Here is a 22750-nt window from a genome sequence, read left to right as displayed (position 1 = left end):
ACGCGGTCGACTCCGGATCGGGGCGCTGGCGTATGGTGCGGATGATTCGGATACGGGTGTATGGATTTGGAGTGAGGGTGTGACGCGACTAAGGGACCGCTACGCGGCATTGCTGCTCGATCTGGACGGGACGCTTTATCGCGGTCCCGTCGTGATCGATGGCGCGCCGCAGGCGTTGGCGAATTCGGGCGCGTCGCAACGATTGATCTACGTCACGAACAATGCGAGCCGTCGCCCCGGACCGGTGGCCGAACATCTCGCCGAACTCGGCTACCCCGCCACCGATGCCGACGTGGTGACCAGCGCGCAGGCGGCGGCCCGGCTGCTGGCCGAGCGGCTGGACGCCGGCGCGACGGTGCTCGTCGTCGGCACCGACGATCTGGCCGCCGAGGTGGCCGCGGTCGGTCTGCACCCGATTCGCCGCTTCGACGGCGTCGCCCCCGCGGCGGTGGTGCAGGGACATTCGCCGAACACCGGCTGGCCCGACCTGGCCGAGGCGGCCTATGCGGTGCGCGCCGACGCGCTGTGGATCGCCGCGAACACCGACAAAACCCTGCCGAACGAGCGCGGACTGGCGCCCGGCAACGGCGCGATGGTCGCCGCGCTGCGGGCCGCGACCGACCGGGAACCGCTGGTCGCGGGCAAGCCGTACCCGCCGCTGCTGGAGGATGCCATCCGGCGTGCGGGTACTCGCGACGCGCTGGTCGTCGGCGACCGGCTGGACACCGATATCGAGGGCGCGAACGGCGTCGGCCTCGACTCGCTGCTGGTGCTCACCGGCGTCAGCACCATCGACGAGTTGAAAGACGCTCCGGCGGAACGGATTCCGACATTCGTCGCGGAAACGCTCGACGCGCTCAACCATCCGGTCGCCGCGATCGACCCGATTCCGGCGACGGGTGATTTCGGGGATCGGGTGGCCGCCGGGTTGCGGCAGCACCGGGGGCGAGCGATTCCGTTGGCCGTTCGCGAGTTCGCACAGTAACGCCACGCAGGTTCTTGACGTCGACCTTCGGCACCGCCAGGTCGGTCTTGGTGTCGCGGCCGACGGTATGCGACGGCTGGTGATTTCGCGGTATCGGGTTGCGACCGAATTGCGGTATCGGGCGATCCGTCAACTGTTCAGCAGTTCGCGCAGTAGCGGCACGGCGACCTCCGGCCGCGGAGTTCCACAGCGCGGGCATGCGGTGCCCTCCGCCGGGATATTGAGCCAGTATCCGTCCACGAACGACCGGGTGGCCGCGACCGCCTGCCGGAGTTGATCGGTTGTCACCCGCTGCCCGCTGGGATTGGTACTCAGTCCGGCCAGCACGACGACATGCGGGTTGCGCTGCCGCGCCTGGGCGGCAGCCCGGCGGACGAAGTCGGCGAATTTCGCGGTGTCCGCCTCCGAACCCTGGGCCTGGATGTCGATCACATCGGCGGATGCGGCGGCGATACCGAGCCGCAGATATGCCGGATAGGACGGTTCGCCGGGTGCGAGCACCCGGGTCAGGTCGGTGGCCGGGGTCGCGATGAGCGGCAGCTGATGGGCGTGTGCCGCCGCAGCCGCCCGCGCGGTGGCGTCGGCGGGATGCCGCTGCTCGTCGGAGGGGGTGAGCGACCAGTTCTCGTTGTCGTAGAGCACCGCGCGCACCGCCGGATCGATGCCGTGATCGAGTGCGCCGCGCAGGGTTTCGGCACTGGTGAAGGTCTGGGTGCGCACCGCGTTGCCGTAGCCGGTGCTCGCGTCGGCGCCGTGGATCAGATAGGTGTCGGGCGTGTCGAACAGTGCGGTGCGTTCGTCCGGGCGCAGTCCCGCGCCGGCCAGCAGATCGAGTGCGGTGGTGGAGATCAGCCAGCGCGGGCGGCGCGCCGACGGTGCCGCGGTGCCGCAGCCGGTGCAGAGCAGGGAAACGGCGAGCAATAGCAGTAGAAATGGTCGTAGTGCCGTGCGCATGTGCCGAGTCTGGTACCGTCCGGCCGGGCCGCTCGGTCATCTTCAGTGGATCTTCAGCATTACGCGTCAGCGGAACCGGCCCGGCGTGACGGACGCGACGGGTACGTGTGTGCGAATGCGAACTCCGGTAGCGTTGTCGCCACGATGACTACTCCTATGCCGCACCCCCAGGTCCCCGGGCCTCGACCGGCCGCGCCGCTGCCCGGGCAGCATCTGCCCGGCGCGAATCAGGCCGCGTTCGCCGAGCCCGAGAAGGTCCGGGCGGAGATCGATGCGCTGCTGGCCGAATTGGCCGCGGGGGCACGGGATTCGGAGATCGACGGCACCGATCTGACCCGGCGCGCCCGGATCCTGGAACAGGCGCACGAGGTGCTGGTCCAGGCATTGGCCACGGTGGACAAGATCTGAGGTGGCCAGACGCGCGCGGGTGGACGCCGAACTGGTGCGCCGCGGGTTGGCCCGATCGCGGGAACACGCGGTCGAGCTGATCGGCGCCGGTCGGGTCCTGATCAACGGCGCGGTCGCGGTGAAACCGGCGACCGCGGTGGAAGCGGGCACCCCGCTGCTGGTCCGCGAGGAACCCGACGAGGTGTCGTGGGCGTCGCGCGGCGCGCACAAACTGCTCGGCGCGCTGGCGGCGTTCGAACCGCAGGGGCTGACGGTGACGGGGCGGCGCTGCCTGGACGCGGGCGCGTCGACCGGTGGGTTCACCGATGTGCTGCTATCCCGCGGCGCGCGTGAGGTGGTCGCCGTCGATGTCGGCTACGGACAGCTGATCTGGCGGCTGCAAAACGACGAGCGGGTCCGGGTTTTCGACCGGACGAACGTGCGCAACCTGACCCCGGACACCATCGGCGGCACGGTCGAACTGGTGGTCGGTGATCTGTCGTTCATTTCGCTCGCGCTGGTGCTGCCCGCGCTCGCGGCGTGCGCTGCGCCCGAGGCGGATCTGCTGCCGATGGTGAAACCGCAGTTCGAGGTCGGCAAGGACCGCGTGGGTTCCGGTGGCGTCGTGCGGGATTCGGGCCTGCGGGCCGAGGCGGTGCGCGAGGTGGCGGGCGCGGCGGCCGCGCTGGGCCTGCGTACGCTTGGCGTGGTGGCCAGCCCGCTGCCGGGACCGTCCGGCAATGTCGAATACTTCTTGTGGCTGCGTAAGATCGGGCAGTTCGAGTACGACGGCGAGCAGGTCGCGGGCCTCGTCGAGCATGCGGTTATGGAGGGTCCACAGTGAACGCGCTGTCGGCGGGCGGTTCCGGTTGCCGGGAGATCCTGCTGGTGTCGCATCCGGGGCGGGCGGAGATCATCGAGACCGCCCACCGGGTCGCCAAGATCTTCGCGGATGCCGGAATCTGTCTGCGGGTGCTGGCCGACGAGGCGGACAGCACCCGATTCGAGGCGGAGCCGAGCGGCTTCCCGGTGCGGGTGGTCGAACACGGCCCGGAGGCGGCGGTCGGCTGCGAAATGGTGCTGGTGCTCGGTGGCGACGGCACCTTCCTGCGTGCCGCCGAGCTGGCCCGCCCGGCCAGGGTGCCGGTGCTGGGTATCAACCTGGGCCGCATCGGATTCCTGACCGAGGCCGAGGCCGAACACCTCGACGACGCGCTGGCGCAGGTGGTGCGTGGTGAGTACCGCATCGAACACCGCATGACGATCGACGTCAGCGTCCGGGTGGACGATGTCGTCACCGAATCGGGCTGGGCGCTCAACGAGGCGAGTATCGAAAACGCTTCCCGCATGGGCGTTCTGGAGCTGGTCCTGGAGGTGGACGGGCGTCCGGTTTCCTCGTTCGGCTGTGACGGCATCCTGATCTCGACGCCCACCGGATCCACCGCGTACGCGTTCTCCGCGGGTGGTCCGGTGGTGTGGCCGGAACTGGAGGCGCTGCTGGTGATCCCGAGCAATGCGCACGCGCTGTTCGCCCGGCCGCTGGTCACCAGCCCGGAATCGCGGATCGCCGTCGGATCCGTTGCGACGGGCCATGATGCGATAGTTTTCCTCGATGGCAGGCGTACTCTCGCACTGCCGAAGGGTGGTCGGTTGGAGGCGGTCCGCGGTGCCGAGCCGGTGCGCTGGGTGCGGCTGGATTCCGCGCCGTTCGCCGACCGGATGGTGCGCAAGTTCCAGTTGCCCGTGACAGGCTGGCGTGGCCGCCGACCTGCGCGGGCAGGTGCGGAGGAGACAGCGGAGCGTAACCACATAGCGCCCCGCGCAGGCGAGGTCGAGCACCGCCGAACGGAGAACACGAGTGCTGACAGAGATCAGGATTGACGGATTAGGCGTCATATCCACGGCTACGGCGCAGTTCCACGAGGGCCTCACCGTCCTCACCGGTGAGACCGGCGCCGGTAAGACCATGGTGGTGACCAGCCTGCACCTGCTCAGCGGGGCGCGGGCGGACGCAGGCCGGGTGCGGCTCGGCGCGACGCGCGCGGTGGTCGAGGGCCGGTTCACCGTCGACGAGGTCAATCCGTCGGCCCGCGCCGAGGTGGCGCAGGTGCTGGAAGCCGCTGCCGCGGAACAGGATGACGACGGCAGCGTCATCGCCATCCGCACCGTCGGCAGCGACGGCCGGTCCCGCGCGCACCTCGGCGGGCGCGGAGTGCCCGCCTCGGTACTCGCCGATTTCACCGCGCCGCTGCTGACCGTGCACGGCCAGAACGATCAGCTGCGGCTGCAGCGCCCCGAACAACAGCTGAACGCGCTGGACCAGTTCGCCTCCGACACCATCGGGCCGCTGCTGCGCAAGTACCGGGTGCACCGGCGTTCCTGGTTGGACGCGCGCGGCGAACTGCTGGAAAGGACAGCGCGCAGTAGGGAATTGGCGTTGGAGGCGGACCGGCTGAAGCATTCGCTGGCCGAGATCGACGGTATCGCACCGGAACCGGGCGAGGACGAACGCCTGGTGGCCGAGGTGCGCAGGTTGAGCGATCTGGATTCGCTGCGTGAGGCGGCCGCGGCGGCGCACGACGCGCTGACCGGCCCTGCGGACGCACCCGAGACCGGTTCCGGCGCACTGGATTTGCTCGGCGGCGCCCGGGCCAGGCTCGAATCCGCCGAGGATCCCGCGCTTTCCGGCCTCGCGCCGCGGTTGGGTGAGGCGATCGCGGTGGTGGTGGATTTGACCGCCGAACTGAGCGGTTATCTGCAGGATCTGCCGTCGGATCCGGGCGCGCTGGATTCGCTGCTCACCCGCCAGGCCGAATTGAAAACGCTGACCCGCAAATACGCACCCGATATCGACGGCGTGCTCGCGTGGGCCGATGACGCGCGCTCCCGGCTGGATTCGCTGGACGTCTCCGAGGAGGCGCTGACGAAGCTGGCCGCCGAGGTGGAGATCGCCGCGGAGCGGGTGCGGGAGTCGGCGCGCAAACTCAGCGCCGCGCGCACCAGGGCGGCGGGCAAGCTGGCCGCCGCGGTCAGCGCCGAATTGTCCGGGCTGGCAATGGGAAAGGCGCGGCTGGAGGTCGAGGTGCGGCAGGCGCAGGCGGGTCCGCAGGATTCGGCGCCGCTCACCATCGACGGAAAAGAGTTGCACGCCGGGGGATCCGGGGTCGACGAGGTGGAGTTCCGGCTCTCGGCGCATTCGGGCGCACAGTCACTTCCGCTGAGCAAGAGCGCGTCCGGCGGTGAGCTGTCCCGGGTGATGCTGGCGCTGGAGGTGGTGCTCGCGAGCTCGGATCATGGCGCGACAATGGTTTTCGACGAGGTCGACGCGGGTGTCGGCGGCCGGGCCGCGGTGGAGATCGGGCGGCGACTGGCCCGGTTGGCGCGCACCCACCAGGTGATCGTGGTGACCCATCTGCCGCAGGTGGCGGCGTTCGCGGACACCCACCTGGTGGTGAACAAGTCCGATGACGGAAAAGGCAAGGTGAACAGCGGCGTTCGCGCGCTGACCAAGGACGAGCGGGTGATCGAGCTGGCGCGCATGCTGGCCGGCCTCGACGATACCGAGACCGGCCGGGCGCACGCGGAGGAGCTGTTGGAGACTGCGCACGCCGAAAAGGCGGGCGCGGCAAGCTGATTCGTCGGTAGGCGACGAATCGTTCAGGCGCGCACGGCCTTCTGCGCGCCCTTGAGGAACTGTGTGATCAGGTTGTGCAGCACGAACTCCAGCGCCTTGTCGGGCACCGGGAGCTTGGGTTCGGATTCCATGGTGTAGGTGACCAGGGTGCCGTTGTCGGCGTCGGCGAAGGTGACGACGCCGACGTGCCGCTTGACCGGGACGCCCTTCACGATCTTGTATTCCATCCGCTCACCGGGCACCAGGTTGGTGATCTCCTCGGTGATACCGACCGACCCGAGGCCGAAGACGTGCTGCGCACCGACCTCGTCGCCCGCGTTGATCCCCGGCCTGATCTTGGTCACCTGGATAACCGGCAGGTAGGGGCTCATGGATTCCCGCTCGGTGAAAAGCTTGTATACGACGTCGCGCGGTGCCGGGATGACGGCGTCGACGGTGCTGGTTGCCATGTGGTCTCCTCCTCGAGTTACCTGTGACCGGCAGCATATAGGTATCTGTGCCACCGTCCGCGCGGCGGGCGTCGATCGTCGATTTGCACAGCGAATGATGGTGCAACGGAATAGGTTTGGTTGTGCTACCCTAACTGGGCGCCGCAGGAGTGGGCGCCTGGTACAAGGATGATCGTGACGCCCTACTCGCCGCTGCCCCGGGTCTCCGACGAGGTGCGACTCGCACTGCGCGCCGCGGAGCTCTACCACCTGGAGGGCGCCACCCGGGCCGAAGTTGCCGCCAAGCTGGGAGTTTCCCGCCCTACCGCGGGTCGGCTCATCGCGCATGCCAAGGCGCACGGCATGGTGCGCGTCGAAATCGGCGTCACCGACGCGTGGCATTCTGCCGTGCACACCCCACTCGAACATGCGTTGGAGGCGCGATTCGGGCTGGTCGAGGCGGTTGTGCTCGGCGAATCGGGCGGTGACGAATCGCCCGGTGACCAGGCGCTGGGGCAGGCGGCCGCGGCGCTGCTGGTACGGCGACTGCGGCGTGCCGACACACTGGGCTACACCTGGGGGCCGGAGACGGTCGCGCTCGCGAAGGCGATCCGCGCGCGGACCGCCCGCTGTGCGGCGGTCGTGCAACTGAACGGGGCGATGACCTCCGCCGACCACCGGACCGGAGCCGACTACATCCTCGGACGCTGCGCCACCCTGTTGCAGGCTCGGCCCGTGCCGCTACCGGCCCCGCTATACGCCGACGCGGGTGTGCTGACCACGGATTATCTTGTAAGCCAAGCTCTTTCGATCGGCGCTGCGGCGGATATCATGGTGTTCGGCACCGGGCCGGTCGGCCCGGCGAGCGGCCTGTTCACCGGCGGTCATCTCGATGCCGTGGCGCTCGATGAGCTGCGCGCGGCGGAAGCGGTCGGGGAGATCGGCGGCAGGTTCTTCCGGATCGACGGCTCGCAGGTCGGCGGTGTGCTGTCCGCCCGCACGATCGGGGTATCGCTGGACGCGATACGGGATTGCCGGACCTCGGTGCTGGTCTCCGGTGGCGTGGCCAAGCATGAGGCTGTTCTCGGTGCGCTGAACGGCGGGCTGGCCAAGGTGCTCGTCACCGATGTCGAATGCGCGCGGTGGTTGTCGGCGCAGCCGCGCTGAGTTATTCACGCTGTTTCGGGAATTGCGATAACGGTACTAGCAATATCTTGCTGCTCCGTCGTGCGTGAAGATACGAAAAGCAGTGGCGAAAGTCTGTCGTGTGTGCAGTGCCGCGCGGGCCGGGAGTCCCGCGTTCGGCATCATCTTTTCGTCACTGTGGAATCTATTGCGCATCAACATAACTCGTGCTCATCGGGGACGGATCGAGGCGGGCGGGCGGCGCGTGCCTCGTGCGGAGCCTTGCGACGCAGGCCAGTTAACATGGATGTCATATAAGCGTATTTCAATTCCATTTTGTTGCGTACGCTTCGTCGGTCGATTAATGTCGATTTCAGTTCCGCTCGAGACTTGTAATACGAGCCGGTGGTCACACTGTCGTGCCCCGGCATTCTGCGTAATACGGCGTATCGATCGTGCGGAGGCTTCTTTACTGTGTCGAGGTGTTTCGTGCGAGATCCATCAGTACCTCCCACCCTGCCCGCGGTTCATAATTTCGCAGAACTGTTGCGTGTGCGGTCGGAGGATAAGGGCGAGCGGCGTGCATTCGTATTCTTGAATGCCGAAGGTGAGCCGGAACAAATGCTCACCTATGGGGAGCTCCAGTGGCGCGCGTGCGCCGTCGCCGAGCGGCTCCGCGATAAGGTATCTCCAGGTGATAGGGCGCTTTTACTGCATCCACCCGGATTGGAATATGTGGTTTCCTTTTTCGGCTGCCTGTATGCCGGGGTGATCGCGGTCCCGCTTTATCCGGTACAGCGGAATAAGCTGGAGCAGGTCGAGGCGATAGCCCAGGATTGCGGCGCCGCGGTAATTCTGACCACCCCGGCGGTGACCGCCGAAATGGCTGCGCAGACTGCGGGATCGCTGTTGGGCGAGCTTCCGGTGATCGCGGTCGATATGCTGTCCGATCCCGGGGAGCCGACAAACTCCGCGCAAATCGCCGAGCCGGCCGGGACCGCGCCTGACGCGGATACGCGAATCGCCTACTTGCAGTACACCTCCGGGTCGACCTCGACGCCCAAGGGCGTGATCGTCACCCATCGGATGCTCGCCCACCAGTGTGCCGAGCTGGTGGCGGGCTGGGGTGTCGGCGACGACGCGGTGGTGGTCTCGTGGCTGCCGCACTTTCACGACTTCGGGCAGCTCAGTGGTGTGCTGCTGCCGGTGTACGCCGGTGTCGAGGCGGTGCTGATGGCGCCGTCCACCTTCGTCAAACAGCCGATCCGCTGGCTGGCCGCCGTCACCGAGTATCGGGGAACATACTGCGGCGCACCGAATTTCGCGTACGACCTGTGTGTCGACCGGACCACGCCGCAGCAACGGTTCGGGCTCGATCTGAGCAGCTGGCAACTGGTGTGCAACGGTGCGGAGCCGGTGCGCAGGGCCACCCTGGACCGCTTCCAGCGCATGTTCGAACCGTACGGACTGTCGGCGACCGCGCTGTCGCCCGGATACGGGCTGGCGGAGGCCACCCTCAAGGTCGCCTCCAGCGCACCCGGCAGCGCGTATACCGCCACCGCGTTCGACGAGCGCGCGCTCGGCCTGCGCCGGGCGGTACCGGGCAGCGGACCGGACGTCACCGAACTGGTCGGCTGCGGCCGGCCGGTGCTGTGGACCGAAATCGCTATCGTGGCACCGGAATCCGGGCTTCGGGTGGGGGAGAACGAGGTGGGCGAGATCTGGGTGTCCGGGCCCAGCGTCGCGCCCGGCTACTGGAACCGCCCCGAGGACACCGAACGCACCTTCGGTGCCCGAATCACCGGCGCCGGTGCTGACAAAACCTGGTTGCGGACCGGTGACCTGGGCTTCGAGTACGAGGGCGAGCTGTACATCTGCGGCCGGGTGAAGAACCTGATGATCGTCAACGGCGTGAACTACTACCTGGAGGACATCGAGTCCACGGTGGTGAACAGCGACCCCTCGCTCAGCGCCGGCGCGGTGATCGCCTTCGCGGTCGAGCAGGACGGTGCGGAGGGCTTGGTGCTGGTCGCGGAATATCGCGCGGACGGTGACCCCGCGCCCGCGGACCTGGTCACCATCGTGCACGACGCGGTGGCCCGGCGCCACGCGCTCGCGCCGGCGGTGATCGTCTTCATCGAATCCGGCACGATACCGCGCACAACAAGCGGCAAACTGCGCCGTCAGCAGTGCAGGGCCGATTTCCGGGCCGGTCGGCTCGCGGAGATCCATCGTTGGGAAGGCATTATTACCGTGACTGAAACCGCTGCGGCACAGGAGGATTCGTCCCCGCAGCTGGTGTCGATGTTCGAGCTGGTTCGGGCCGGGCTGCGCGGCCAGATCGCCGACTGGATCACCCGCAATCTGGGCCCCGACGCACCGCGGTTGGACCAGACCCGTTCGCTGGCCGAGCACGGACTCGGCTCGGTGCACCAGATGAACCTGCACGAGGCGCTGGAAACCTGGTCGGGCAAGCGTTTTCCACCCGAACTGATGTGGGACGCCGAGACAGTCGAGGAGATGACCGGTCTGATCGCCGCGCACATCGTGCCGGGCGGGTCCGATGCCTCGGACGAAATTGCAAGGGCCACAGAAGATCCCACCGGCGTAGGAGTGAACTGAGATGAGACTGCGCTCGGTGGCGGCGGGCCTGCCGTCCCGCGTCGTCGGCAATACCGACATCACGGAACTGATCGCGGAGCACAGCACCGGCTGTTTCGACGGTGATCTCGACGCCGCGCTGCGCACCGTCGACTACTACCTGCGATATGCCGGATCGGAGCGACGACGCTGGCTCGACGCGGGAGAGCGTCCGATAGACCTGCTGCGCAAGGCCGCGAATTCTGCACTGGCCCAAGCGGATCTATCGGTGGACCAGATCGATCTGCTCATTTACACCGGTATCGGTCGCGGGTTCATCGAGCCGGGCGGCGCCTATCATTCGGCCGCCGCGATCGGCCTGCGCAACGCGCACTGCTTCGATGTCCTCGACGCCTGCATGAGCTGGACCAGGGCGGTGCAGATCACCGAATCACTGTTCCGCACAGGGCAATTCCGGCACGCGATGATCGTCAACGCGGAGTTCAACCTGCGGGCGGGCGGAGTGGTGTTCCCGCATCTGTTCCGCATCGAAAAGCTGGCGGCGCTGGAATCGACCTTCCCCGCGTACACCCTGGGCGAGGCGGCCACCGCGACGGTGCTCTCCGCGCAGGACAACGAGCCGTGGGAGTTCCGGTTCATCTCCCGCCCGGACCTCGCGCCGTTGTGCAACGTCACCCTGGACGGCTACGACGGTTATTGCGACCCCTCGGATAAGTTGGCCCGCAACGGGGTCGGCATCTTCACCTCCTTCGGCTTCGAGATGCACGAGGCGGGCGCGGGCGAGGCGCTGGCGGTGTTCGAACAGCTCGCACCGCCGACCGACGAGGTGGCGGCCCTGTTCACCCACGCGTCGAGCAAGCGCTACTGGCAGACCTTGGCCGACAAGGTCGGACTCGGCTCGGTGATCCAGCACATCTACCACGAGACGGGCAACGTGGTCTCGGCGTCGGTGCCCGCGGCCATCGCGTCTGCGCTGGACACGGGTCGGCTGCGGACCGGGCAGCGTGCGGTCGGCTGGGTGGGTAGTGCGGGAATGTCCTTCGGCGCCTTCAGTTTCGTCATCTGACCAGTCACCCGGAGCCGAATCATGTTGAAGCATCTGGCCAAGGCGGCCACGTTCACGGCGCTCGGCGCTGCCGAGTACTCCCTTGCCGCGCTGCGCGAGCGGGGGAACAGGTCCCGCGACCAGCGGCGGGCCGACGCCATCCTGGAATTCCTGGTCCGCATGGGGCCCATCTACATCAAGATGGGCCAGATCGCGGCCACCCGCTCGGATCTGCTGCCGCCCGAGTGGGTGAACACGCTGCGGGTGCTGCAGGACCGGACTCCGCATATGTCGCCGGAGCGCACCCGCAGGGCGATCGAGCGGGAATTGGGTGGGCCGATCGAAAAGACTTTCCGCACTATCGATCTCACGCCGGTGGCCAGCGCATCGGTGGCGCAGGTGCATATCGCCGAGCTGTGCGACGGACGCAAGGTGGCGGTGAAGCTGGTCAAGGACGCGGTGCCCGAGCAGATCGACGAAAGCCTCGGAGCCATCGGGAGTCTGCTGCGTCTGGCGCACCGTGCGACGCCGCGGATCCGGGAGCTGGAGCTGCCCAAGCGATTCGACGAGGTTGCTCGGCTGCTGCGGCCGCAGGCCGACATGACCCATGAGGCCACCCAGCAGCGGCGGATACACGCCAACTTTCGATCGCATCCGTACGTGCGGGTTCCCGCGGTGCTGCCCGAGCTCGTGACGTCCCGGATGCTGGTCATGGAATATATGGACGGCATACCCGGAAAGCATTCGGACACGGTCGGATTCCCGCCCGAACGGCTGGCCCAGCGGTTGCAGGACGTCATCTACACGATGCTGTACATGCACGGGCTCAGCCACGGCGACCCGCATCCGGGCAACATCATGTTCGGTCCGGAGGGTGAGCTGATCCTGCTCGACTACGGCGTGACCGTCGAGCTGAGCGAGGACGAGAAATGGGGTCTGTCCTCGTTCTACTACGCCTGCACCCGCAAGGAGTGGGATATCGCGATCGACCGGTTCACCCGGTACTTCGTGCTCGCGGGGCCGGAGCTGGAGCGCAACCGTGCCGAGTACGACGCGAAGATGGCCGAGGTACTGCGCTACCACTTCGACGTCAGCTCCAATCGCTGGTCCACCGTCGCCTACTTCAACGACGTCAGTGCCGTTCTGCGGCAGTACAATTCGCAGTACACCACCAACTTCACCAAGGTGGAGCTGGTATTCCTTTCCTGTGAGGGGTTCGCCTCGCAGATAAACCCGGGCATCGACATCTGGGCCAACGCGCGGAAATTCACCGATCGATACTCGCCGTACATGAACGCGGAGGTCGAACGGCGGTTCGCCGCGAGCTTCGCCCAGCAGATGCCGACCTCGCTGAAGATGCGTGACCGAGCCCGCGACACGCTCGTCGCCCCAACACATATCGACCGCTACTTCTTTCCGAGCGGATTCCCCGTCTTCGTCAAGGAGGCGGTCGGTGGCATGGTTCGCGATTTCGACGGCAACGAATATATAGATCTGTCAGGGGGATACGGGCCGCACCTGCTCGGCTACGCCCATCCGGCGATCAATGCCGCGATCGCCGATGGCGTGGCACGCGGCCTGGTGAACGGTATCGGCAATCCGGCCGAGATCGAACTGGCCGAACTCCTGGTCGACGCGTTCCCCTCGGCAGATAAAGCGCTGCTGTGCAATTCTGGCACCGAGGCCATCCAGATCGCCATCCGGATGTGTCGAGGTCTGCGGCGGCGCACCAAGGTGGCCAAGTTCGAGGGGCACTATCACGGGTTCTCCGATCAGGGCATGGTGAGTTCCTGGTTCCGGTTCTCCGGCGACCGCGACGAGCCGAAACCCGTTGCGGGATCGCTGGGTGTCGCGCCGGGCACGGTGGAAAGCACCATGGTGCTGCAGTACGGCGACCGGTCCGGATTGGCCCGGCTGCGCGCGCACGCGGACGAATTGGCCTGCGTGATCCTGGAGCCGATGCCGACCTCGGTGGTCACGCTGAAACTGGAGTTCCTCACCGAACTACGGGCGCTGTGCACCGAACTCGGCATTCCGCTGATCTTCGACGAAGTGGTCAGCGGATTCCGGGTGGCCTACGGCGGGGTGCAGGTGCTCGCCGACATCCACCCGGACCTGACCTGCCTCGGCAAGGTGATCGGCGGCGGGCTGCCGTGTGGTGCGGTGGTCGGCGCGGCCCGGCTCATCGATATGGCCAAGAGTTCGCAGGACCCGTTCTACGACTACGAGAACAAGGTTTTCGCCGGCGGCACGCTCAGCGGCAATTCGCTGACCTGTGCCGCGGGACTGGCCGCCCTGCGCCATCTCGGTTCGCACCAGGAGATATACACCCAACTGGAGGACAACACCCAGCGGCTGGCCGCGATGATGCGCGAGGCGGCGCACCGGCGCGATATCGCGTGCCGGATCAACGCGCGCAACTCCGTATTCTCGCTGAACTTCAGCCACCGCGAGGCGGGACTGTACCGAGAACGCATGGCCGGCAGCAACTTCAAGGCCACCATCGCCCTGGCCTACTACATGCGCAAACACCAGGTATACCTGCCGGAGCTGCACAGCTTCCTGATCAGCGCCGCACACACGATCGAAGACCTCGACCAGGTCGCGCATGCCTTCGAGAAGAGCCTCGACGAGATGCTCGCCGACCAACTGTTCGTCATCTGACCCGGCCACCTGTCGCGGGGGGGACAACATTTCTGAAACTTCGGAGGACGCAATGCAATTCATGACACGAGAACGCGAAACGGCGGAACGGTTCCTGCCCGGCCTCGACGCCGAGCTGCGGGAGACGCCGCTGGATGTGCTGGAATCGACCGAGAGCCCGGGACTTTCGATCTTCAAGAAAGCCGGCGGCACCGGGCTGCTGATCGGCGGGGAAGCCGGTGGGCTCGGCGCCTCGCTGCTCGACGCCGCGCGCATCCACCGGCTGATCGGCAGCTATTCGCCATCGCTGGCCATCGCGGTGAACATGCACTCGTGTACGGTGGCCGCCATCCCGCCCGGTCCGGCGTCGGAAATGCTGCTCGGCATGGTCGCGCAAGGCGGGCTGTATTTGGCCTCGGCCTTCGCCGAGGGGATTCCGGGCGCCAGCGTGATCGCGCCGACGCTGAGCGGTTCCCGGATCGACGGCGGCTGGCGGCTCAACGGCAGCAAAAAGCCATGCAGCCTGTCGAATTCGATGGACATCCTGACCGCGAGCGTGCTGCTGCGCCCGGACGGCGCGGACGAGGACGAGTTGGCGCTGGCCGTGATCCCGGCCGGAACACCGGGTATCGAGGTGCGTCCGCTCGACAGCGCGAACCGGATCTTCCCCGGCTCGGAGACCAACGAGGTGGTGCTCACCGACGTCGACGTCACGGCGGATTCCGTGTCGTTCTTCGGTAAGACCGACACGCTGAACGCGGCGCTGTCGGGCGCCTGGCTCACCTTCGAACTGCTGGTGTCCGCATGCTATCTCGGCATGGTCAGCGGGCTAGTCGAACAGGTGCTCGACCAGCGTCGCGGCGGTGCCGCCGACCGGATGCTGCTGGTCGGCGAGTTGGAGACGGCGATGGCGGCGATCGAGGCGGTCGCCCTCGAAATCGGCTCGGGCGCGGCCGAATCCGGCACGGTGGGCCGAGTGCTGCACCTGCGGTTCGGGGTGCAGCGCACCATCGAACGCACCTCGGCCCTTGCCACCGAACTGCTCGGCGGCGTCGCCTTCATGGTGGGCTCGAGCGCGCTGCGGTACACCGCATGCCGTGGGCTGGCCTTCCACCCGCCGTCGCGGATGAACATCGCCGAGCCACTGGACCGCTTCGTCGCGGGCGAGCCGCTGATCGTCACCTAGATCCGCAACCGGCAGTACAGAATTCGAGGTTCTCATGACAACCGTCGCCGTGGCTTCGGTCATCGTCCAGATCGGGCGCGGGCCGACCGGGACGGCGTTGGCGAGGCAGTTGCTCCCGACCTTGCCGCCGGGCGCCCGATACGTGGTGATAGACCGCGATCCGGGCGCACCGCACCTGCCGTTCGGCACGCCCGAGCCGACCCATCTGCTCAATACCCGAGCGGCGAAATCCAGCCTGAATCTCGGTGATCCCGAGGAATTTCAGCGCTGGCTCACCGCGTTGGCCGCGGCGACCGGGGGTTCGGTGCCCGAATTCCCGGCCCGCGCCCTGTTCGGCCGCTACACGCGGGATATGTTCGATCAAGCGGTGCGGCAGGCGGTTTCGGCAGGCGTCGAGGTGGATGTGGTATCCGACGACGTGGTCCGGATCGAGCAGTTCGGTACGCGTTGGCAGATACGCTGCCGCAGCGGGCGGATTTTCGGCGCCGACCGAGTCGTCGTCTGTACCGGCATGCTGCCGCAGTCGGATCCGTATCCCGAAATAGCCGGGCACGAGGGATATTTCGATGATCCGTGGCGGCTGCCGTCGCTGCCGGAGCACGCCGCGGTCGCGGTGCTCGGCACCCGGCTGACCGCCATCGACACCCTGCTCACGCTGACCGCGCGCGGGCATACCGGACCGGTGCTGTTGGCCTCGCGGACGGGGCGGCTGCCGCGACTGCGTGGACCGGAAACCGTTGCGCCGGTGCCGAATGTGGAGCTGTGCATGCGGCGGGCCGCCGATTCCGGCATGCTGCGGCTCGCCGATTTCGGGCGGGCGCTGATGGCCGATATCGAGGCCGCGTCGGCCGCCCCGCCGGACTGGTCGCAGGTGCGCGGCGGCGGGCCGACCACCCGCGCGCAACTGGCCGCCGAGCTGGCCGAGGTCGAGGCAGGCGCGGAACGCGGCTGGCAGCAGGTGATCAACGGTGCGTCGCCGCTGCTGCTGCCCGCGTGGCAGCTGCTCGCCGCCGCGGACCGGGCGGAGTTCTTCGCCGAATGGCTCACCCCACTGCTCGTGCATGGCGCGCCCATTCCGGCGGTCACCGCGCGCCGGATACTCGCCGAGCTGGATGCGCGGCGACTGCGGGTACTCGGTGGACTACACGAAATACGTTGTTGTGCTGGCCGATTCGAGGTGCACACCGCGGATCGGGTGGATGTCGCGGACGTGGTGATCAATGCCACCGGCGCGGGCACCGACGAGGCGGCGCTGCGCCGGGAACCGGTGCTGGCCGGCCTGCTCGACTCCGGCCTGCTGACGCCGCATCCGCAGGGCGGGGTGCGCATCGACGTCAGCACCTTCGAACCCTTGGATGCCGGTGGCGCGCCGGTGCGGGGGCTCCATGTGGCGGGCGATCTCGTGCGCGGCGCGGTGCTCGTCACCAACGACGTGATCGCGCTGTCGTTCCAGGCCACGCTCGTCGCCACCGCAATGAGCGCGAAAACCGAAGCAGGGGTGACTATTTCATGACGACAACGACCACGGCCCGGGGCAAGGGGCCGGTGCTGGCGGTGCTGTGCCTGTGCGTCATCGCGATCTACATGGACGCGATGATCGTCAATCTGGCGCTGCCGAGCCTGGTGCGTGCCCTGGGATCGAGTACCAGCGGACTGCAGTGGATCGTCGATGCCTACGCGCTCACCTTCGCCGCGCTGGTGCTGGCCGCGGGCAGCCTGGGTGACCGATTCGGCAGGCGGACAACACTGTTGGCGGGACTGGCGGTGTTCACAGTGGCCACCGGGATAGGTGCGCTGTGCACATCGACCGGACAGCTGATCGCGGCGCGCACGGTGATGGGGCTCGGCGCGGCACTGATCTACCCGTCGACGCTGTCGATCCTGACGAACGTATTCACCGAGCGCAAGGAACGTGCCGCGGCCATCGGCGTCTGGGGCGCGGTGTCGGGTATCGGCGTGGTGCTCGGGCCGATCCTGGGCGGCCTGCTGCTCGATCACTTCTGGTGGGGCAGCGTATTCGTGGTCGTCGTGCCGGTCGGGGCGCTCTGTGTCCTGCTGACGGTGCTGGTGGTGCCGAATTCCCGGGACCCGCGGACACCCCGACTGGATCTGCCCGGCCTCGTCGTGTCGACCACCGCGATCGGGTTGCTCGTCTACACCATTATCGAGGCGCCGGACCGCGGTTGGTCGGGCGCCGCCAGCCTGCTCGGATTCGCTGGTGCGGCAGTGCTTTTCGCGGTGCTGGCGTGGCAGGAGCTGAACACCGAGCATCCGATGATCGACGTCCGGCTGTTCGGCAACCTGCGCTTCTCGGCGGCCTGCGGCACCATCACCATCACGTTCTTCACCCTGAACGGCTTCACCTTCCTGGTGACGCAGTACTTCCAGTTTCTGAAGGCATACACCCCGCTCGGCGCGGGTGTGCGGCTGATCCCGGTCGCGGTGGCCATCATCATCGGCTCGGTGATCGGCGGCAAATTCGTTGTGCGCGTTGGCACTCGGGCGGTGGTGACGACGGGTCTGGTGCTGATGGGCATCGCGTACGCCTGGTTCTGCGTGGACGGCATCGACACCGGCTACGGCGTGATCGCGGGCCAGATGGCGCTGATCGGGTTGGGGATCGGCGCGGTGGCGGTGCCCGCCACCGAGGCGATCATGAGCGTCGTGCCCGCCGCGAAGGCCGGTATCGGCTCGGCGATGAACGACGCGACAAGGCTTTTCGGCGGCACGCTCGGCATCGCGGTGGTCGGCAGCGTGCACCATTCGCTCTACAGCGGGCGGCTCGGCGAAGGCAGCGTACCCGGCGTGCCCGCCGGGGTGCTCGAGCACAGCCGGGATTCCGTCGGCGCGGCACTGCAGGCGGCAGCCGTCCTGGCCGCACGCGGTCAGGAGGCGGCGGGTTCCGCGCTGCGGGATGCGGCGCAGCAGGCGTTCCTGCACGGCTTCGAGGTGGCCTGCCTGGTGGTGACCGGCATCTGCGCAGTGGCCGCCCTCGCGGCGGGCGCACTGCTGCCCACCCAACCGCCCGACGATCCGAATTCCGAACCGGCCGAGCCGGATACCGCGAACGTGTCTCCCATAAAGGATTTGTAGAAGATGAAAACTGCTGAGCCACAGGACCGTTGGTTGCTGTACAGCACCTGTGACGAGGATTCCCGTTCGGAGCTGCGAGCCTTGGAGATCGGCGCGAACGACGATGTGCTCGCGGTGACCGGCAGCGGTTGCCGGGCGCTGAGTCTGATGGTGAACAACCCGCGCACGGTCACCGCGGTGGACAGCTCGGCGGGGCAGACCTATCTGTTGGAGCTGAAACTCGCCGCCATCCGGCATTTCTCGTACGACACGCTGCTGGCCTTCCTCGGCGTCGACCCGTCGAACGAACGATGGCGACTGTTCGACGAGTTATCGCAGCGGCTTTCGCCCGGATGCGTCGCGTATTTCACGCGCTACCGGAAGGCGATCGAAAAGGGTGTGCTGACGCAGGGACGGCACGAGCAGCTGTACGTGCGGGTGGTCGCGCCCGTTATGCGGCTGCTGTACGGGTCGGCGATGCGCGAGATCTTCACCGCCGCCGATCTGGAGTTCCAGCGCCGGATCTACCGGACCAAGGTGGACGGCCGATTGTGGCGGGCCATGGTGCGCAATGGCTTTTCCGAACGCACGCTGAAGTTGGTGCTCAACGACGACTCCTACCGCGTTGTCACCGATGTTCAGGATTGCGGCGGGTATGTGCTGGAGCGGTTGGACCATATATTCACCAACCACCTTGCCAGGAACAATGATTGGCTGTCTTTCATGTTCCACGGCGGCTATCCGGATCGGGAAGTGCTGCCGCACTACCTGTTACGTGACAACGTCGCGGCGATCAGGTCGGCGCGGACGGAAATGAAGATCGTCCGAGGCGATCTGATGCAGCGACTGCGGGCGCTGCCGGACGGTGCGATCGACAAGTTCTCGCTGTCCGACGTGACCAGCTGCATCGACCGGGAGCAATTCGCGGTGATGATGAAAGAGGTTGTGCGCGTGGCCCGCAAGGACGCGCGGATCGTCTACCGCAACTTCCTGTCCCGGCATCGCCCGGCCGCCGGGTTGCTCGACGTGCTCACCCGCGACGACGCGCTGTGCGACCAGCTCTACCACGACGACTACGCCTTCGTCTATCAGTTCGAAGTGTTCACCGTAGACGCCTGAGATCGAAGGGAAAACCCGTGCCCGAGAACAGGATACGGATCCGCGGCGCTGCTCTCGCCGCGGTGCTTGCCGCGGCGCTCACCACCGCCGCCTGTGGCGGCGACCAATCCGATTCGCCGCCCGCGACAAAGAGCCCGGTGGTCGTTCCGATGGCGACAATCACTATCGCGCCCGCTGTGCCCACCGAAGCGCCGCAACCCGCGCTGCCCCCGCAGCAACCCGTGCCGCAACCGCAGCAACCCGCGCCGCCGCCGCAACAGCCCGCGCCCTCGCAAGAGCCCGTGCCGCCCCCGCCGCCGCAACAGCCCGCGCCCCAACAACAGCCGAAACCCGCCGCGCCGCAACCGAAGCCGGAGACGGCCAAACCGCAGCCGCCAACCCTGCCCGACCCCGGATTCGAACCCAAGCCCGGCTACTGACCCGGCCAGCCACGAGGAAAGTCATGACCACTTCGACCCGTTTACGCGCCATCGCCGCCGCTGTCGGCTGCGCCTCGGCCGTCCTCACCGGGTCCGCGCCCGCCGCGACGGCCGCCGAGGGCGGTAAATCCGTTGTCGTACTCGGTGATTCGTTCACCGCGAACGGCGATATCGCCGCCGCGCTGGAGAACGCCGCACCCAACGCCAGCCCCGATTGCTCGCACGGCGCCACATCCTGGCCCACCCAGCTGGCGAAGGGGATGGGCCTGTGGGGCACAACGGATTTCGCCGACCTGTCCTGCCGGGGCGCCTCGCTGGTGAGCGGTCCCGGCTACACGCTGGCGCACGAGGCCCGCAGCGCCGATGGGGCAGGCGCGTTCGGACCGAACACCAGGGCGGTGCTCATCCAGACCGGTCTGAACGACGCCTGGGGCGACAACCAGGTGCGGTTGCGGCAGACCTTGCTCAACTGTGTGCTCGACGTGATCCGCGGCTGTGGTCCGGAGGCGGCGGCGGAGGGGCGGGCGACCGACTTCCGCGGCGTGGCGGGCGGGCTCTACACCGAGCGGATCAAGCCGGTGATCGATTATGTGCGGTACTACGCGCCCAACGCGCGGATCATCCTGGTCGGTTATCCGGAGATGAACGCGCCCGGTCAGCGAGAGTGGTGCATCGATGTGCTCGGCGTCGGCTCGATCGTGCAGACCAGGGCCGATGCGGCGATCGAGCTGTGGGACCGAATGGATGCGGCGCAGCGGAGCGCGGCCCGGACCCTCGGTGTGGAGTTCTTCGACGCCAAGGCGGTGACGGCGGGGCACGGATTGTGTTCGGCCGAGCCGTGGTTGGCGGGAATACTGGATCCGCGCAGCGATTTGCTGGGGACACCGGTGCACCCGTCGGCACACGGTGACGCCGTGGTCGCCGGGGCGCTGCAGAAGCTGATCGCCGAGCGATGACCGCCGAGGAGACGGTGGCGTGGTCGCCGGGAACTGTTGCCGCCCAGGAAAATTCGGGTGGCACCGACCGGCGTGGGCCCGCGCTGCCGTCGCTCACCGGCGCCAGATGGTGGGCCGCGTTCGCGGTATTCCTGCTGCACGCCTTGGTTTTCCTGCCGGTATACCCATTTCAGAAGTCCGAGCTGTTCCGCCGGATCCATGCGGTGCTGCCGATGCAGTTGGGCGCGGCGGGCGTGACGTTTTTCTTCGTGCTGTCCGGCTTTATCATCTATTGGTCGTTCCGGCCGGGCGATTCGGTGCGTTGGTTCTATTGGCGGCGGGTGCTGAAGATCTATCCGTCGCATCTGGTCGCGGCGCTGCTGTTCGTCGCGGCGGCGAGCGTTCCGCTGCACCGACCGGTGGTGTGGGCGCCGAACCTGCTGCTGATCCACACCTGGGTGCCGAAGTGGACGACCGTCGGCGGACTGAACGTGCCGTCCTGGTCGCTGTGCTCGGAGATGTTGTTCTACACGAGTTTCCCGCTGCTGTTGCCGCTGGTGCGGCGCATCCGCGGGGCGCGGCTGTGGTGGTGGCTCGGCGGGCTGCTCGTCCTGATCGTGCTGCTGCACACCGCCTACTACCTGTGGGTGCCCGGACCCAAGGGCATCGCGAATGCCTTTGCGCCGCGGCTCGTTCCGGGAGAAACCTCGCCGTACTACGAATTGCACGCCTCGCAAGCGTGGTTCGCCCAATCCGATATCCCGGTCTCGCCCTCGTATTGGCTCAGCTACGACTTCCCCGCGTCGCGGCTGCCGGAGTTCTTCCTGGGGGTGCTCGCGGCCCGGCTTGTGCTCGAAGGCCATTGGCGCCGTACGGCTCTCGGATGGCCGCTGCTCGCTCTTGCGGCGGCGTACGCGACCACCTGGGTGGTGCCGGTGAACTACAAGATGTCGGCGCTGCTGGTGGGACCGATGACGGCGGTGGTGGCCACCATGGCCGCCCGCGACCTTGCCGGAATTCGGGGGCTGAATGCGACCCCGCGCATGGTTCGGCTCGGTAATGTCTCTTATGCGTTCTATCTCGTGCAGTTTCCGGTCATGGTGTTGATTACTCGAATCTTCATCGGCGGCAAGCAATTCGGCTTCCTCGGCTGGTTCGGATGGGCGGTGCTGAGCCTGATCGTCTCGGTGCTCGCGGGCGCCGCCGTCTACTACTGGGTGGACGATCCGCTTATGCGGCGGTTCGCCGGCCGGCGTCGCAGAGCCGGTAGACCGCGGTAGATCCGGAACCGCAATCGACAGCAGGACAACGACATATCGCCAAGGAGGAAAGTGTGGAGCTCAGCAGCTCGCTCGGCGGGCAACACGAAGTAGAGCTACCCGGTGGCCGGATTCGCTACTACGACACCGGATCCGGTGCGCCCATCGTCTTCGTGCACGGCCTGCTCGTGAATGCGAACCTGTGGCGCAAGATGGTGCCCGCCATCGCCGCGGCCGGACACCGGTGCCTGAGCCCGGATTGGCCGCTGGGCGCACACCGGATCCCGGTGCCGCGAGCGGATCTGACGCCTACCGGTCTCGCCGACATGATGGCGGACTTCCTCGCCGCGCTGGACCTGGACGATGTCACCATCGTCGCCAACGACACCGGTGGTGCGATCACGCAGGTATTGTTGAGCCGCAACAGGAATCGGATCGGCCGGGTGGTGCTCGCCTCGGTGGACTGCTACGAGCGGTTCTTGCCGCCACCGTTCAACATGCTGCCCCCGGTGGCCCGGATTCCCGGCTCGCTGCGCCCGGTGACCGAACTGCTGCGGATCAGGGCGCTGCACCCGCTGCCGATCGCGCTCGGCTGGGTCGCGAAACACCCGGTGCCGCATGACATCATCGATACCTACCTGATGCCGAGCCGCGAGTCGGGCGCTATCCGGCACGACCTGCGCCGGTTCTTGAAGACGGCGAATCGGAAATTCACGCTGGCGGCGGCCGAGCATTTCCCGGAGATCGATCTGCCTGTCCTGCTTGCGTGGGCTCGCGAGGACAAGCTGTTCCCGGTCCGCCTCCCGGAACGGCTTGTCCGCGAATTGCCCAACGCCACATTGAAATTCATCGATGACTCATACACCGCGAGCCCCGAGGACCAGCCTGATTTGCTGACCGAGCTGATTCTGGAGTTCACTCGTTCACATGCAAAGCCGTAGTCAGGAAGACCGTTCCC

The 22750-nt window shown here is 67.3% G+C and carries 19 protein-coding genes; 17 read left to right on the top strand and 2 right to left on the bottom strand.

What is annotated here, in order from left to right; all coding sequences use genetic code 11:
- The first annotated feature begins 79 nt into the window (after nt 1-79).
- Nucleotides 80-985: an HAD-IIA family hydrolase gene (locus LGY53_RS37340; protein WP_225731408.1), complete on the top strand. Its 906-nt coding sequence runs from the start codon at nt 80-82 to the stop codon at nt 983-985.
- A 129-nt stretch (nt 986-1114) separates the two neighbouring features.
- Here LGY53_RS37340 and LGY53_RS37335 read toward each other — a convergent pair whose 3' ends face one another.
- On the bottom strand, nt 1115-1939 hold the full coding sequence (locus LGY53_RS37335; protein ID WP_225731407.1) for a hypothetical protein: 825 nt from the start codon (nt 1937-1939) through the stop codon (nt 1115-1117).
- A gap of 144 nt (nt 1940-2083) precedes the next feature.
- On the opposite strand from LGY53_RS37335, the gene LGY53_RS37330 reads away from it, so the two are divergent.
- From LGY53_RS37330 to recN, 4 genes are read left to right on the top strand one after another with little or no spacing between them, the layout of a single operon-like run.
- A complete protein-coding gene (locus LGY53_RS37330; protein ID WP_167474133.1) occupies nt 2084-2347 on the top strand; it encodes a hypothetical protein in 264 nt (87 codons plus the stop codon).
- 1 nt (nt 2348) lies between these two features.
- Nucleotides 2349-3170, top strand: coding sequence for a TlyA family RNA methyltransferase (locus tag LGY53_RS37325; protein ID WP_225731406.1), 822 nt, complete (start codon nt 2349-2351; stop codon nt 3168-3170).
- Nucleotides 3171-3175: 5 nt separating this feature from the next.
- A complete protein-coding gene (locus tag LGY53_RS37320) occupies nt 3176-4207 on the top strand; it encodes an NAD kinase (RefSeq protein WP_255664788.1) in 1032 nt (343 codons plus the stop codon).
- Entirely contained in the window at nt 4185-5960 is a 1776-nt protein-coding gene (gene recN, locus LGY53_RS37315; protein WP_225731404.1) for a DNA repair protein RecN, read from the top strand. The genes LGY53_RS37320 and recN overlap by 23 nt, the downstream gene beginning before the upstream one ends.
- Nucleotides 5961-5983: 23 nt before the next feature.
- Here the strand turns inward: recN and LGY53_RS37310 are convergent, their stop codons facing one another.
- A complete protein-coding gene (locus LGY53_RS37310) occupies nt 5984-6409 on the bottom strand; it encodes an SRPBCC family protein (protein ID WP_167474136.1) in 426 nt (141 codons plus the stop codon).
- Nucleotides 6410-6577: 168 nt separating this feature from the next.
- Here LGY53_RS37310 and LGY53_RS37305 point away from each other — a divergent pair, with 168 nt between their 5' ends.
- The 12 genes from LGY53_RS37305 (at nt 6578) to LGY53_RS37250 (ending at nt 22733) form a co-directional block, all read left to right on the top strand.
- The gene (locus LGY53_RS37305) at nt 6578-7555 is read left to right on the top strand and encodes a sugar-binding transcriptional regulator (RefSeq protein WP_374111289.1); all 978 of its coding nucleotides are present in this window, start codon (nt 6578-6580) and stop codon (nt 7553-7555) included.
- 363 nt (nt 7556-7918) lie between these two features.
- Nucleotides 7919-10135 (top strand): fatty acyl-AMP ligase, encoded by a 2217-nt coding sequence (locus tag LGY53_RS37300; protein WP_308103055.1) that lies wholly within the window; start codon nt 7919-7921, stop codon nt 10133-10135.
- A gap of 1 nt (nt 10136) precedes the next feature.
- Nucleotides 10137-11180: a 3-oxoacyl-[acyl-carrier-protein] synthase III C-terminal domain-containing protein gene (locus LGY53_RS37295; RefSeq protein ID WP_225731402.1), complete on the top strand. Its 1044-nt coding sequence runs from the start codon at nt 10137-10139 to the stop codon at nt 11178-11180.
- A 21-nt stretch (nt 11181-11201) separates the two neighbouring features.
- Entirely contained in the window at nt 11202-13823 is a 2622-nt protein-coding gene (locus LGY53_RS37290; RefSeq protein WP_225731401.1) for an aminotransferase class III-fold pyridoxal phosphate-dependent enzyme, read from the top strand.
- 61 nt (nt 13824-13884) lie between these two features.
- Nucleotides 13885-14988, top strand: a complete 1104-nt coding sequence (locus LGY53_RS37285) for an acyl-CoA dehydrogenase family protein (protein WP_225731400.1) — start codon at nt 13885-13887, stop codon at nt 14986-14988.
- 34 nt (nt 14989-15022) lie between these two features.
- Nucleotides 15023-16501: an FAD/NAD(P)-binding protein gene (locus LGY53_RS37280; RefSeq protein ID WP_225731399.1), complete on the top strand. Its 1479-nt coding sequence runs from the start codon at nt 15023-15025 to the stop codon at nt 16499-16501.
- Nucleotides 16498-18081 carry an MFS transporter gene (locus tag LGY53_RS37275; RefSeq protein WP_225731398.1) on the top strand — a complete coding sequence of 528 codons (1584 nt, stop codon included), beginning with the start codon at nt 16498-16500 and terminating at the stop codon, nt 18079-18081. The genes LGY53_RS37280 and LGY53_RS37275 overlap by 4 nt, the downstream gene beginning before the upstream one ends.
- Nucleotides 18082-18084: 3 nt before the next feature.
- The gene (locus LGY53_RS37270; RefSeq protein ID WP_225731397.1) at nt 18085-19179 is read left to right on the top strand and encodes a DUF3419 family protein; all 1095 of its coding nucleotides are present in this window, start codon (nt 18085-18087) and stop codon (nt 19177-19179) included.
- A gap of 17 nt (nt 19180-19196) precedes the next feature.
- Nucleotides 19197-19598, top strand: a complete 402-nt coding sequence (locus tag LGY53_RS37265; RefSeq protein ID WP_225731396.1) for a hypothetical protein — start codon at nt 19197-19199, stop codon at nt 19596-19598.
- A 23-nt stretch (nt 19599-19621) separates the two neighbouring features.
- Entirely contained in the window at nt 19622-20554 is a 933-nt protein-coding gene (locus tag LGY53_RS37260; RefSeq protein ID WP_225731395.1) for an SGNH/GDSL hydrolase family protein, read from the top strand.
- Nucleotides 20551-21813, top strand: coding sequence for an acyltransferase (locus LGY53_RS37255; protein WP_225731394.1), 1263 nt, complete (start codon nt 20551-20553; stop codon nt 21811-21813). The genes LGY53_RS37260 and LGY53_RS37255 overlap by 4 nt, the downstream gene beginning before the upstream one ends.
- Before the next feature lie 53 nt (nt 21814-21866).
- Nucleotides 21867-22733, top strand: a complete 867-nt coding sequence (locus LGY53_RS37250) for an alpha/beta fold hydrolase (protein ID WP_225731393.1) — start codon at nt 21867-21869, stop codon at nt 22731-22733.
- The last annotated feature ends 17 nt before the right edge of the window (nt 22734-22750 follow it).

This window comes from Nocardia sp. JCM 34519.1 (assembly GCF_020361265.1).
Taxonomy (GTDB): domain Bacteria; phylum Actinomycetota; class Actinomycetes; order Mycobacteriales; family Mycobacteriaceae; genus Nocardia; species Nocardia arthritidis_A.
This window is presented reverse-complemented; position numbering and strand designations above follow the sequence as displayed.

Bases quoted from the DNA above. Each gene is read 5' to 3' on its own strand.
- LGY53_RS37255 (WP_225731394.1), top strand. From the start codon at position 20,551: ATGACCGCCGAGGAGACGGTGGCGTGGTCGCCGGGAACTGTTGCCGCC.
- LGY53_RS37285 (WP_225731400.1), top strand. From the start codon at position 13,885: ATGACACGAGAACGCGAAACGGCGGAACGGTTCCTGCCCGGCCTCGAC.
- LGY53_RS37310 (WP_167474136.1), bottom strand. From the start codon at position 6,409: ATGGCAACCAGCACCGTCGACGCCGTCATCCCGGCACCGCGCGACGTC.
- LGY53_RS37305 (WP_374111289.1), top strand. From the start codon at position 6,578: ATGATCGTGACGCCCTACTCGCCGCTGCCCCGGGTCTCCGACGAGGTG.
- LGY53_RS37280 (WP_225731399.1), top strand. From the start codon at position 15,023: ATGACAACCGTCGCCGTGGCTTCGGTCATCGTCCAGATCGGGCGCGGG.
- LGY53_RS37270 (WP_225731397.1), top strand. From the start codon at position 18,085: ATGAAAACTGCTGAGCCACAGGACCGTTGGTTGCTGTACAGCACCTGT.
- LGY53_RS37275 (WP_225731398.1), top strand. From the start codon at position 16,498: ATGACGACAACGACCACGGCCCGGGGCAAGGGGCCGGTGCTGGCGGTG.
- LGY53_RS37330 (WP_167474133.1), top strand. From the start codon at position 2,084: ATGACTACTCCTATGCCGCACCCCCAGGTCCCCGGGCCTCGACCGGCC.
- LGY53_RS37295 (WP_225731402.1), top strand. From the start codon at position 10,137: ATGAGACTGCGCTCGGTGGCGGCGGGCCTGCCGTCCCGCGTCGTCGGC.
- LGY53_RS37335 (WP_225731407.1), bottom strand. From the start codon at position 1,939: ATGCGCACGGCACTACGACCATTTCTACTGCTATTGCTCGCCGTTTCC.
- LGY53_RS37290 (WP_225731401.1), top strand. From the start codon at position 11,202: ATGTTGAAGCATCTGGCCAAGGCGGCCACGTTCACGGCGCTCGGCGCT.
- LGY53_RS37260 (WP_225731395.1), top strand. From the start codon at position 19,622: ATGACCACTTCGACCCGTTTACGCGCCATCGCCGCCGCTGTCGGCTGC.